Raw genomic sequence first — 12,994 nt, 5'->3', positions numbered from 1 at the left:
CTTATAATAATTATATATATTAAATACTTTCTTAAATTTTAAAAAAAGATTATATCAAAACTTAAAATAAAACATATAAATAATATAGTTATAAATTTTATATACAGATTTCGATATAACCCTTTAATTTTATCCTATTTATTTTCCTCTAATAATTTTTTTACTTCTAATCTACAAGCAAAACACCCATAAGTATTGGCTCCTGTCTCTTTTTTTACTTTTTCATAGGTATCCGCTCCATTTTTTATTGCTTCTATTATTGTTCCTTCTGATACCTTTTTGCATCTACATACAATTCTATCTTTATCTATATTACCCATTCTAAACATCTCCTTAAGCTAAAAATATATTTTTAGCTTACCACATAACCATCCAATATATAAATAAAAGAAAAAGGATATACCCAAAGAATTTTTTTATTACTTTAGATACATCCCCTTTTACAAAACTATTTAAATATATGTCTTATATATTCCTTTGGATTATATATAAGTATTCTAGGCCCTGAAAACTTCATTACCTCTTTAACTTTTTCTCTCATATCTTTTTTATAACAATGAATAGTACACTTTTTACAAGAACTTTTTTCATTTCCAAACTTACAATAAGTTAATCTTTTATGAGCATATTCTTCTAACTCTCTACATTCATTACAAAGTTCCCCATTTGAACCTCCATGTTTCTTCTTGCAATAAAGCTTTATCATTAATGTTATTATCTCTTTTTCTTTATCTATTCTGTTCAACAACCTCACCTACTTTTACGGTTTTAATTCTAAAGATAAAATAATAGAATTTAAACATCATTAATATTACTATAAATATTTTTAGATGAATACTCTTTGATAATATCAATGGAAATAATAACATAATATCAGCTGTAAGCAGTATAGTTAATTTAGTTTTTAAAGTCATAGCCCTATTTTTTTCAAAGCTTTCTAAATGATTTTTATATATCTTTGTCCCTTTGAACCACTTATCAAACTTCTCTGATCCTTTAACAAAACAGAATGCTGTTAATAATAAAAATGGTGTAGTAGGTAATATAGGTAAGATTATTCCTATTAACCCTAATCCTAAGGAAATAAAACCTAAAATAACATAAAATATCTTAAGCAAGCTCATGTTTCACCTCTTCACATTGAATTAAATTTCCCTTATTAATTCTAAATACCTTTTCACATACCCTAGTTGTAGACTTTCTATGAGTTATAAGTATAAGTGTTTTATCTTTTAAATATGTTCTTATAGACTTTAAGATTATTCCTTCATTTAAAGTATCTAAGTTACTTGTAGGTTCATCTAGAATTACTATTTCACTTTCTCTTAAGAACACTCTAGCTAGTCCAATTCTTTGTTTTTCTCCTGAAGATAAGTTTCCTCCTAATTCTCCTACTTTTGTTTTATATCCATCCTCTAAGCCCATAATAAACTCATGTATTCCCGCTTTCTTTGCAGCTTCTTTTACTTCATCTAAAGTTGCATCTAGCTTTCCTATTTTAATATTGTCTTCAATACTCATATTAAATAGACTTGTTTCTTGTCCCATTAAGGCCATTTTCTTTCTTAACTCTTTTGTCTGAATCTCTTTTACATTCTTATTTCCTAGGCTAATTTCACCCTTTGTAACATCCCAGAATCTCATAAGTAATTTTACAAAAGTACTCTTTCCAGTTCCACTTTCTCCAATTACAGCAATCTTGTCACCTAATTTTATATCTATATTTATATCTTTTAATACATTTTCTTTTCCTTTATATGCAAAAGAAACATCCTTATACTCTATGTTGTTTCCAACTTTCATTCCTTCTCCTAAAACTTCTTCTACAGAAGGCTTTTCATCTAAAATATTAAAAATTCTTTGAGCTGAAGCAAAAGTTAAAAGAAGATTGTTAGATAGATTACTTAAGGCTACAACAGGTCCAAAGGAAGATGCTATTAAAGTAACCACAATTATTAACTCTCCTATTGTCATAGTTCCTTTTAAAACCTCTAAATAAGCAACATATAAAGCAATAAGTATTGTTAACATTATAATTAAATCACTAAAGGCTCTTATTATTCCCTCATGTTTTTTTATAACCTTTTGCTTCTCATTTAATTCTTCAGAGAATTTTTTTATATTCCCTCTTCTTTCATTACCATTGTTGAAAATTAAAACCTCTTTAATTCCTCTAAGAGAATCTAAAATATAAGAATTTGTTTTTCCAAAGGCTTCTCTATATTGAACACCAGCTTCTTTTCCAAAGCTACTACTAATATAAGGAACTCCAAATCCTATTAATATATAACCAATTATTCCAACTATACCTACCTTTACATTTATACTTAATAGTATTAATCCCATTATGGTGTTAGTTATAATTGCTATACTTATTGGTGCTATAGTATGAGCGTAAAAAACTTCTAAAAGCTCAATATCAGAAGTTATCATAGAAATTAAATTTCCCTTTTCCATTCCTTCTAATTTAGCTGGCGCAAGTTTTCTAAGAGCTGAAAACACTTTGTCTCTTAATATAACTAATATTTTAAAAGCTATATAGTGTCCACTTAATTGTTCTCCATATCTTAAAGGTCCTCTTAATATTCCAAGTACTATCATCAAAATAAGAGCTGTTTTAAATGAAAAACTTATAGTACTATCTATTAAACTTGATATTGCTACACTTCCAAATACAGTTATTCCTATAGCTGCTAAAAATCCTAAAACTCCCATAAATACTGTTATAAACATTACAGGGGCAAGAGGCTTAAGCTCTACTATAAGCCTTTTCATTATTGAAAAACCTGATTTTCTCATTTATATAACACCTCCTACTTCTAATTCATTTTGATAATTTACCATACCATAATACTTGTTCTTTCTTTCCATAAGATCCTTATGGCTTCCCTCTTCAACTAGAACTCCTTTATCTAGCATATAAATTCTATCTGCATTTTTAACATTAGCAAGTCTATGAGAAATAACTATTACTGTTTTCTCTTTTGATATTTCATTTATAGATTTCCAAATCATATTTTCACTTTCAACATCAATATTTGAAGTTGCTTCATCAAAGATTATTGCTTCTCTATTTGCTAATATAGTTCTAGCTAAAGCAAGTCTTTGCTTTTGTCCTCCTGAAAGCTTTGATCCACCTTCACCAACTTCTAAATCTAATTTTTCCTTTTTAGAATTCACAAAATCTAACAGGTTAGCCTTTTTTAAAGCATAATTTATCTCTTCTAAAGTTGCATCCTTCTTAGCTATTAATAAGTTATCCCTAACTGTTCCATTAAATATATAACTGTTAGTTGATATTATGGATACCCTATTATAAAGCTTTGAAAAATCTATATTATTTATATCAGCTCCATTTAAAGTTATCTTTCCTTTTGAAGCCTTATAGTTATTTAAAATCAATGAAGCTATAGTACTTTTTCCACTTCCACTTTCACCAACTATTGCTACATAGTCTCCTTTATTTATTGATAAAGATATATCTTTTAAAACTTCTCTTTTTCCATCATAAGAGAAACTTACATTACAAAGAGAGATATTTGATATTTCATTAAGATTACTATCTGAAGAAACCTTACTTTCATCAGCTTCTAAAACCTTAAAGATTCTATCTGCAGCAGCTATTCCATTCATAGCAATGTGGAAATATGATCCTAATAATCTAAGAGGTATGAAAAATTCTGCTGATATTAATAAAATTACTATCATTCCTCCAAGACTTACTGTTCCAGCTCTAAATTGTAATAAAGCCACTATACTTCCAAGGGCAGCTCCTCCAAAAGCAATTAAATCCATAACATTTATTGAGTTTAATTGCATACTTAAAACTTTCATAGTTATCTTTCTAAAGCTTTCAGCCTCTTCATTCATAAGTTCATGTCTTTCATTATCCACATCAAAAACCTTTAATGTTGTAAGCCCTTGAAGGTTTTCTAAGAATGTGTTTCCTAAATCTGAATACTGTCCCCAATATTCCTTTAATATTTTCTTTGCTATTTTCATTATTAATATTATTGATATTGGTATTAAAGGCAGACAAAGTATAAATACTAAAGCTGCTTTAAATGAAATAAAAGCTAAAGCAAAAAATAAAGTTAAAGGAGCTAAAATAGAATATATTAACTGAGGTAAGTATTTACTAAAATAAACCTCTAAAGCCTCTACCCCTTCAACTGCCATTTGAACAATTGAAGATGTAGAATCCACCTTATCATATCTCATTCCAAGTTTTAAAAGCTTCTCATATATCTTATCTCTAAGAGTAATCTTAACCATCTCTGAAGATTTATATGAGAAGTGTCCACTTAATAAATTCACACAAAATCTTACCCCTAAAAGAGCAGCTAAAATTAATATTTTTTTATTTAAGTTTTCAATATTCCCTAAACTAAAAAGTTCCTGAATGCTAAATCCAATAACTATTATTGTCATTAGATTACAAATTACAGAAATCCAATTCATTAAAACAGTTAAACCTATGTATTTCTTAGATTCCTTGCACAAGTTTAAAAGCCTCTTGTCTATCATCATAATTCCTACACCATCTTTCTGAAGTTTATAAAATTTATTTAACAAATAGTTTTTGGTATAAAATAAATCTCTCCAGTTTCCTTACATTTGTTAATAACACCATTAACCTTATAAACTTCCTTTAATAAATTTTCATCTATTACATTCTCTGATTTTCCCTCTTTTACAATTTTTCCATCTTTCATGACAACAATATTATGACTATATTTAATTGCTTGATTTATATCATGTAAAACCATAACAACAGTTAGCCCATTATCCTTATTTAACTTTTTTACAATCTCTAATATTTCTATTTGATGAAAAATATCTAAATAAGTTGTTGGCTCATCTAAAAATAAAATTTTAGGCTTTTGAGCTAAAGCCATTGATATAAAAGCTCTTTGTCTTTCTCCACCTGATAAATTCATAACTCCCTTATGTTTTAAATCATCAAGTCCTGTACATTCTAAAGCCCATTTAATTATGTTTTTATCTTCCTTGTTATTACTTTTAAAATATCCTTTGTGAGGATATCTACCATAGGCAACAAGTTCTTCAACCTTTATATCCTTTGGCACACTATTTTGTTGATGGACAGTTGCTAAAATCTTTGCTATATCCTTATATTTAAGATTGTTCATGTTTATATCCCCCAAATAAACATGTCCAGTTTTACTTTTATTTAAAGCACATAATAGACTTAGCAAAGTTGATTTTCCACTTCCATTAGGGCCAATAATAGTTGTTATTTCTCCCTCTTTTATATCTATATTTAAATCATTAATGATATTTTTTTCTCCCTTGTAATTGAATGATAATTTTTCCCCTCTAATCATCTACATATCACTCCTTCTTAGTAGATATAAGAAGAACGGTGCTCCAATAACTGCCATAATTATTCCTGCTGGTATTTCATATGGCTTTACTAGCATTCTTCCTATTGTATCTGCAAGTAAGACTAATGCTCCTCCAACAAATATTGAAAAAGGAATCAAATATCTATGATCAGAGCCAATTAATATTCTACAAATATGTGGTACAACTAATCCAACAAAGGAAATAATACCTACAATAGCCGTTGATACACTCCCTAAAAATACAGCTACCACTGTTATAAGAATCATTTGCAAATCTGAATTAAAACCTAAACTTTTTGCATTTTTATTTCCTAAAACTATAACATTACATGATTTAGCTAAAATTAATGCAAAACCCATTCCTATTATTGAATATAAAAATAAAATTTTAACTTCATCCCATGAAGTGGCAGCTAAGCTTCCACTTATCCACGATTGTATATTCCCTGCACCTATACCACTACCTATAGTTAATATTTGTGATAACCCTCCTAAAAGAGCATTTATAGCAGCCCCTGCAAGGACAATTCTCATAGTATCTAACTCTTTTTTATAAGCCATTAAATATACAACTATACAAGAAACAAGCCCTCCAAAGAAACCTACTATTGGTCTTATTGATCCTGAAGCTGGCATAAATATTATAAATATTAATGATACTAAGCATGCTCCAGAAGATATTCCTGTTACTTGAGGATCAGCCAAGGGATTTCTTATTACTGCCTGAAGCAATACCCCTGCCAAGGCAAGATTTCCTCCAACTAAAGTAGCTATAATAACTCTCGGCATCCTTAAATCTTTTATTATTCCTATATTTCCTTCATTACTTCCACTTAAAAGACCTTTTATTAGTTCACCAAAACTTATATCAATACTTCCTAGCTTTAAAGAAACTATCATTAAAATTAAAACTATTAATATTGATAAACCTATATATAAGCTTTTTAACTTATTATTTTTCACCATATATTATTTCACCTAACTTATCTAAAGATTCTGTTACTTTTAGGTTTGCACTCATACCAAAGTACCCATTTTCTAAGTAATAGACCTTTCCTTCTTTAACAGCTTCAATTCTGCTCCACGCTGGATCTGAAGCAAATTTTTCTTCAGCCATTTTTTTAGCTTGTTCAGGCATCCCATGAGTCATAACTAATATCATATCTGGATTTAGCTTTACTATTTCTTCATTGCTATATGAAACAAATGGCTTTTTATCATCTTTAACTATGTTATTTGCTCCCACCTTATCAACTAAATTTCCTATGTAAGATGAAGGCGTAGCAATCATCATGCTTCCTGGTGCTGCAAATACTAATAAAACATCCTTTTTCTCCTCTTTAGATAAGTTTACAAACTCATCTTCCTTAACTTTAAGCTCATTTAATATTTCATTTGCTTTTTCTGTCTTATTAAATCTTTCACCTAAAGTTGATATACTTGTTTTTAATCCTTCTAATGTAGTTAAATCTATAAATTCACTAGGTATATTGTTATCAGTAAATAGTTTTTTATAATCTTCTCCTAAGGTATCTACAGATACTACAACATCTGGATTTAAAGATTTTATTATTTCTAAATCTGGATTCATGGGATTACCAACCTTAACCGCATATTTAGTACTTTCAGGCAAATCATAAGAACTAGTTGGAACTCCACTTACCTTTACTCCTAATTCATCTAATATTTCTGTTACAGCAACAGAGGTTGCCACAACAATCTCTTCTCCATTTTCTTTTTTTAAACTTTCCTTTGATTCTCCAGAGTTATTTGAACATCCCATAACTCCAAAGCCTAAAAGGCATATTAAACTTAAAGCTATACCCTTTTTTAAAAACACTATTTTCCCTCCACTAACCTATTAATTTTGCTTTAACTATATATCTGTCTTTTCCTCTATTTGTACATGTAACTATGGTCATTGTTTTCTCATCTAAATTTTGATTCAAAACATCAGTATCACTAGGTGATGTGACAAAAATCTCATTAATTTCATACTGAAATATATCAGTTAAAGTTGTGATTTTTATTTCATCTCCTACTTGAAGCTTGTCTATATTTCTAAAGACCTCATTATTTATAGTATTTCTATGTCCTGCAATACCAAAATTTCCATTTTCGCCTGGCATAGCAGTATTTTCAAAGTGACCAATGTTATTTTCTAACACATCTAAGGTACTCCCCTCAGCAATAACTGTATGTACACCTATTTTTTCTATATCTATTAAAGCTATTCCATCTCCATTTTTTATTTCTTCTAAAGTCTTTTTCTTCTCTTCTTCTGAATAATTAAACTTTTCCTTAAACTCTTCTAAAGTTTTTTTCTCAATACTACTTTTATAAAGTTTTCCTATAAGAACTGTAGAAACTATAACTAAACCTAAAATAAATAATCCTTTAGCTAGTTTATTTCTCATGTTACTTCTTCCTTTTAGCTATTACTAATCCAACTATTAAAGCAACTATTATAACTCCGCCACCAATATAAATGACCATATTCTTATTATTTGCTAAACCTGTTGCTTCGCTTATAGCATCTTCACTTTTTCCAGTTTCATTAGAAAGATTTTCGTTACTACTTTCCTTGTTTTCTACTTTAGGTGCTTCTAACTTCTCAACAAGAGTTAAAGTATCAAACTTTGGAATTACCTTAAATTGAACATCTCTTTCCATAGGTCCTACATATATTTTCGCCTCTAGCTCTGAATCCTTATTAGGAACCTTAACTTTTAGTTTTATAGTTCCATTCTCTTTATCTTCCTCAACAATCTCAGCATTTCCCTCATTACCATCTACTAAGATTCTGAAGTTTTCCATATATTCTGTTCCTGAAAAACCTATAGTATATTCTGTTTCATCCCCTAAAATTTTAAGCTGCATAGTGTCATTTAAATAGCTTCTAGACATTGACATCCCTATATCTGAATCATGATAAACATCATTTTTAACATCATATATTCCATTTTCTAAGTTTTCATTTGCTAGTACATCAACACTTCCAAAAACTCCTGTTAAGGAAATAAAAAGTGTCAACATAACTAATAAAACAGGTTTTAAAAATCTCATCTAATTTCCCTCCATTTGTTTAAAAATAGTTTGAGAGGAAATCCTCTCAAACTAAATTGCTTTTACTCTTCTCTTTTTCTAATAAACATAGAAGCTCCCATCATTGCCATTCCTAATAATGCAACTGAGTTTCCTCCTATTGGTGAACCAGTCTGTGGTAAGCTTGATACAGTAAAGTCTTTTACAAACTTTTTAGTATCTTTTAAAAGTTCTACATTAAACTCAACATTTCTTCCCATTGGTATTACATATAAACTTACTTTAATATCTGCATCTAAATTAGGAATTTCAAATCTTAATTTAATTGAATCACCATTCTTAGATACAACTTTATAGTTAGCATCTTTACCATTTACAGTTATCTTGTGGTCTTTCATAAACTCTTGACCAGTAAATGTTAATGTTAAATAAGTTTTTCCATCAATTTCTTCTAAGTCAGATATTTTGTTTAAATATTTTCTTGCCATATCAACACCAGTCTGACTTTCATGAACAACTTTGTTTTCTATTGTGTAAAGTTTTCCCTTAGTAACTTTATTTTCTGTAACTGTACTGTTTCCTTCGTTAGCTGAGCTTCCATTATTAGAAGAGCTTGTACCGTTACTTTCTTCTGATTTATTTTCTTCTTCTATGGCAGGTTTGTCCTCTCCACTGACTAATTCTAAAGTTCCCTTATTAAGTATTGTTTTAAAACTTACATCTCTACCCATTACACTTACAAAGGCTGTAACAACTATATCAGCATCAAGACTTGGTATCTCAAAAGATATTGTTCTATCAACCTCATTTGGCGTTGCTACCACATCTTTACCATTTACAGTTATTCTAAAGTCCTTAAAGAATGAGAACTGTTCTTCATTAAACTTTAGTGTAAGAATCTTTTTATCATCTTTTACTTCTAATTTACTATTCTTAGATAAAGCTTTTCTTGCCATATCATTTCCCACATCTTGATTTCCATCACCAATGTATGAAACATCATTTTTTATGTTATAGATACCATTCTTTAATTGATTTGCATCTACTATTTCTCCTGAACTTCCTTCACTTTCATTTTCTTTATCTTCATTTGCACTTCCATTGCTTCCTGAGTTAGTATTTCCTGAATTATCTTGATTTCCATTATTCTCATTTTCATCTGGAATATTCTCATTATCTGCATTACCAGGCTTATTATTTTCTTCTAAATTATCTTCTAATTTCTTAGCTGTATCATAATTTAAAGTAGTTTTAAAACTAACTTCTTTCCCCATCATACTAACTAGTGTAGATACAACAATATCTGAATTTAAATCAGGTATATTAAACTTTATAGTTCTATTATCTTTATTTACTTCTGCTTCTACTTTTTCTCCATCAACTGTTACATTGAAATTCTTTAAGAAAGCATATAATTCACTATTAAAAGTTAATGTAACTGTATTTTTTCCATTTGATATATCAATTCTTGAATCATCTGATAACACTTTTCTAGCCATGGAATTTCCTGTTTCCATGTTTCCTTGTCCAACATATTGAACTGTATTCTTAAGGGTATAACTTCCATTCCCTAAAGTTGTTTTTTTATTAACTGTAACATTTACTGTTTTTTCATCAAATTGCCCTGATGAATCTGTAACTTTATAAGTTATTGGATATACTCCAGGAATCTCAGCTTTTCCATCTTTTATAAATGATGTATCTCCACTTATCTCAACTTTTAAATTAGAATCTTCCTTATCAGTTCCAATAACTCCAGATAATAAATCAATAGCATCACCTTGAGTAACACTAATATCCTTAGCATTATTTATAGTAGGTGCTTCATCTAATAAGTTAACAGTATTCATATCATTAACTAAGAAAAGCTCAACCTTTCTTCCCATCATTGTTATGAATAAGCCTATTTTTACCTTTGTATCAGGTGATGGTACCTCAAATGTTATTGATTTATCATCTTTATTTTCTTCTACCTTTAAAGCTTCTCCTCCAGTGCTAACTTCAATATTGTTCATAAATCCATATAAACTACTATTAAAATAAACAGTCATTAATGTTTTTCCATTTTCAATCTTAAACTTTGTTTTTTCTTTTACAGCATTTCTTGCCATATTTTCCCCTGTAGAATTTCCTTCTTCAACATATGACGTTACATTATTAGCTTCATATATTCCATCCCTAAGTCCTTCTGAACGCACAATTGCAGTTCCACTATTAATATTAGTGGCTGCATATACAGTATCCGCTCCTACCCCAACTAACATAGATGTTACAAGTGCATAACCTAAAATTTTATTAATTTTCTTTCTTCCCAAAGTTAATCCCCCTTTTGACTTTCTTTTTCTATTGAAAATGATTATCAATAATGTTAATATACTTATATTATCATAAATTTTTATAATTGTTTTTCTCTATATTTAGATTTTTTCTAATATATTAAGTTTAAAAAGGAGGATTTTGTGTGATTTTTTTAAAATCAGTTCTTATAGATTTTTATAACTGCTGCGAAATTCCAATAAGAGCTGTAGATAATAATATGAATATTCTTTCTGAGGTGGGTTACTCTTCTTTTTATGATTACATATTTAATGACTTGAACTTAAATAGCAAGTTTGAACGCTCATATTTAAAACATGATCATAATGACTCACTAATAATTACCTTTGAAAATAATATATCTTTTTATTCATTATTTAATTATAAAGCAATTGATAAAGACTTAATTTTTATAATAGGACCATTATATTTAAAAGAGGATTTAAAAAATTCTAAGGATGATTTAGAACTTTATAAAATACCTTTAAAAACTAAAAGTTGCCTTAAATATTATAATTCCCTATTAAAAATAATCTTAGATGAAAAACTCAAAGATAATTTTTCAATTTCATATTCTCCTTATGTGTGTAGAGCCATAGATTTTATAGAAAAAAATTACTCAAAAGAAATCACTATAGACTCTCTTTGCACAGAATTTAAAATAAATAAGTCCTACTTCTGTAACTTATTTAAAAATGAAACTGGACAAACATTTATAAACTTTTTAAATAATTACAGAATCGAAAAGAGTAAGGACTTACTTAAGGATCTTGATTTATCACTTTTAGATATTGCACATAAGGTTGGATTTAGTAATCAAAGCTACTATTGCACAGTATTTAAAAAATTCACTGGCTTAACACCATTGAAATACAGAGAATCAATATATAAAAAAGGTTCGTAAACTCTTTAAAGTTTACAAACCTTTTTATTTATAATATTTCATTTAAAATCTTTATATAATATATTTACTAATTTATTGATTTTTAGTTCTATATTAAGATTTTTGTAGCCATAATGGATATAAATTATTTATCTATTAGTTCCACAGTTTCCTTAGCTATCATTAATTCCTCATTTGTTGGAACAACATATGCTTTAATTTTTGAATCAGCTTGTGATATTTCTGCAAGTTTTCCTCTAACTTTATTTTTTTCTTTATCTAAAGTTAATCCTAAGAATTCTAGATCTTTTAAACACTCTTCTCTAGTTTCAGGTGAATTTTCACCTACACCAGCAGTAAATACTATTACGTCTACACCACCCATATTTACTATAAATGAACCTATTTCAGCTCTTATTCTATAGTGGAATATGTCTAATGCTAATTGTGCACGCTTGTCCCCATTTGAAGCGGCATCTTCTATATCTCTAAAATCTGAACTAACTCCTGATATTCCTAAAACTCCTGATTTTTTATTTAAGGATTCAGAAACCTCTTCTATAGTATATCCACATTCCTGAACTAAAAAAGGAATTATTGATGGGTCTATATTACCTGATCTAGTTCCCATTGGAATTCCAGCAAGTGGAGTGAATCCCATAGTTGTATCTATACACTCCCCACCTTTAATTGCTGATATACTTGCACCATTTCCTAGGTGGCATGTAATTATTTTTAAATCTTTTATATCTTTTCCCATAGATTCTGCAACCTTATGAGATACATATTTATGTGAGGTTCCATGGAATCCATATTTTCTAATTTTATGATTTTTATATAATGCATAATCTATTGCATATATATAAGCTTTTTCTGGCAATGTTCCATGAAATGCTGTATCAAATACAGCTACCATTTCTTTATTTGGCATAAGGCTTTGACATGCTCTTATCCCAATTATATTTGCTGGATTATGCAGTGGAGCTAATTTACTACACTCTTCTAAATATTCAATAACTTCTTCATTTATAATTATTGAAGAAGAATATCTTTCTCCTCCATGAACTACTCTATGACCTACTGCTGATATTTCATCAATAGATTTAATAACCCCAACCTTTGAATCTACTAAAGTGTTTAAAACTATATCTATAGCCTCTTTATGATCTTTTATCTCTTTTTCTACTATATATTTTTCTCCAACTTCATTTTTTTGAACTAATCTAGATTGATCAAGTCCTATTCTTTCAACAATACCCCCTATGATATCCTTTTCATTAACCATATCAATTAATTTATATTTTAATGATGAACTTCCACAATTAATTATAAGTATTTTCACTTTTAGACCCCTCCTAATCTCATTTAAATTAATTTAAAC

Annotated in this window: 13 protein-coding genes; 1 reads left to right on the top strand and 12 read right to left on the bottom strand. The window is 28.5% G+C overall.

Annotation, left to right across the window (positions count from 1 at the left end; translation table 11 throughout):
* Positions 1-134 precede the first annotated feature (134 nt).
* The 11 genes from ACYUCG_RS13410 to ACYUCG_RS13360 form a co-directional block, all read right to left on the bottom strand.
* Entirely contained in the window at positions 135-320 is a 186-nt protein-coding gene (locus tag ACYUCG_RS13410) for a (2Fe-2S)-binding protein (RefSeq protein WP_139932606.1), read from the bottom strand.
* Between the two features lie 128 nt (positions 321-448).
* Complete coding sequence (locus ACYUCG_RS13405; protein WP_139932605.1) at positions 449-745, bottom strand: nitrous oxide-stimulated promoter family protein; 297 nt, start codon at positions 743-745, stop codon at positions 449-451.
* A complete protein-coding gene (locus ACYUCG_RS13400) occupies positions 729-1,124 on the bottom strand; it encodes a YbaN family protein (RefSeq protein WP_139932604.1) in 396 nt (131 codons plus the stop codon). Before ACYUCG_RS13400 ends, ACYUCG_RS13405 begins: the two co-directional genes overlap by 17 nt.
* Complete coding sequence (locus tag ACYUCG_RS13395) at positions 1,111-2,799, bottom strand: ABC transporter ATP-binding protein (protein ID WP_003464240.1); 1,689 nt, start codon at positions 2,797-2,799, stop codon at positions 1,111-1,113. Before ACYUCG_RS13395 ends, ACYUCG_RS13400 begins: the two co-directional genes overlap by 14 nt.
* Positions 2,800-4,527, bottom strand: a complete 1,728-nt coding sequence (locus ACYUCG_RS13390; protein WP_415319599.1) for an ABC transporter ATP-binding protein/permease — start codon at positions 4,525-4,527, stop codon at positions 2,800-2,802.
* A gap of 41 nt (positions 4,528-4,568) precedes the next feature.
* Positions 4,569-5,348 carry an ABC transporter ATP-binding protein gene (locus tag ACYUCG_RS13385; RefSeq protein WP_003458290.1) on the bottom strand — a complete coding sequence of 260 codons (780 nt, stop codon included), beginning with the start codon at positions 5,346-5,348 and terminating at the stop codon, positions 4,569-4,571.
* Positions 5,349-6,335: a FecCD family ABC transporter permease gene (locus ACYUCG_RS13380; RefSeq protein WP_415319590.1), complete on the bottom strand. Its 987-nt coding sequence runs from the start codon at positions 6,333-6,335 to the stop codon at positions 5,349-5,351.
* A complete protein-coding gene (gene isdE, locus ACYUCG_RS13375; RefSeq protein WP_415319591.1) occupies positions 6,322-7,209 on the bottom strand; it encodes a heme ABC transporter substrate-binding protein IsdE in 888 nt (295 codons plus the stop codon). The genes ACYUCG_RS13380 and isdE overlap by 14 nt, the downstream gene beginning before the upstream one ends.
* A 13-nt stretch (positions 7,210-7,222) precedes the next feature.
* The gene (locus tag ACYUCG_RS13370) at positions 7,223-7,786 is read right to left on the bottom strand and encodes a class D sortase (protein ID WP_415319592.1); all 564 of its coding nucleotides are present in this window, start codon (positions 7,784-7,786) and stop codon (positions 7,223-7,225) included.
* A gap of 1 nt (position 7,787) precedes the next feature.
* On the bottom strand, positions 7,788-8,435 hold the full coding sequence (locus ACYUCG_RS13365; RefSeq protein WP_415319593.1) for an NEAT domain-containing protein: 648 nt from the start codon (positions 8,433-8,435) through the stop codon (positions 7,788-7,790).
* A 62-nt stretch (positions 8,436-8,497) separates the two neighbouring features.
* Entirely contained in the window at positions 8,498-10,729 is a 2,232-nt protein-coding gene (locus tag ACYUCG_RS13360) for an NEAT domain-containing protein (RefSeq protein ID WP_415319594.1), read from the bottom strand.
* A 146-nt stretch (positions 10,730-10,875) separates the two neighbouring features.
* Here ACYUCG_RS13360 and ACYUCG_RS13355 point away from each other — a divergent pair, with 146 nt between their 5' ends.
* Positions 10,876-11,634: a helix-turn-helix domain-containing protein gene (locus ACYUCG_RS13355; RefSeq protein ID WP_415319595.1), complete on the top strand. Its 759-nt coding sequence runs from the start codon at positions 10,876-10,878 to the stop codon at positions 11,632-11,634.
* Positions 11,635-11,758: 124 nt separating this feature from the next.
* On the opposite strand, the gene ACYUCG_RS13350 is transcribed toward ACYUCG_RS13355, so the two are convergent.
* Positions 11,759-12,955 carry an acetate kinase gene (locus ACYUCG_RS13350; RefSeq protein WP_415319596.1) on the bottom strand — a complete coding sequence of 399 codons (1,197 nt, stop codon included), beginning with the start codon at positions 12,953-12,955 and terminating at the stop codon, positions 11,759-11,761.
* Positions 12,956-12,994: the final 39 nt, after the last annotated feature.

The organism is Clostridium sp. CTA-17 (assembly GCF_054767895.1).
This window is presented reverse-complemented; position numbering and strand designations above follow the sequence as displayed.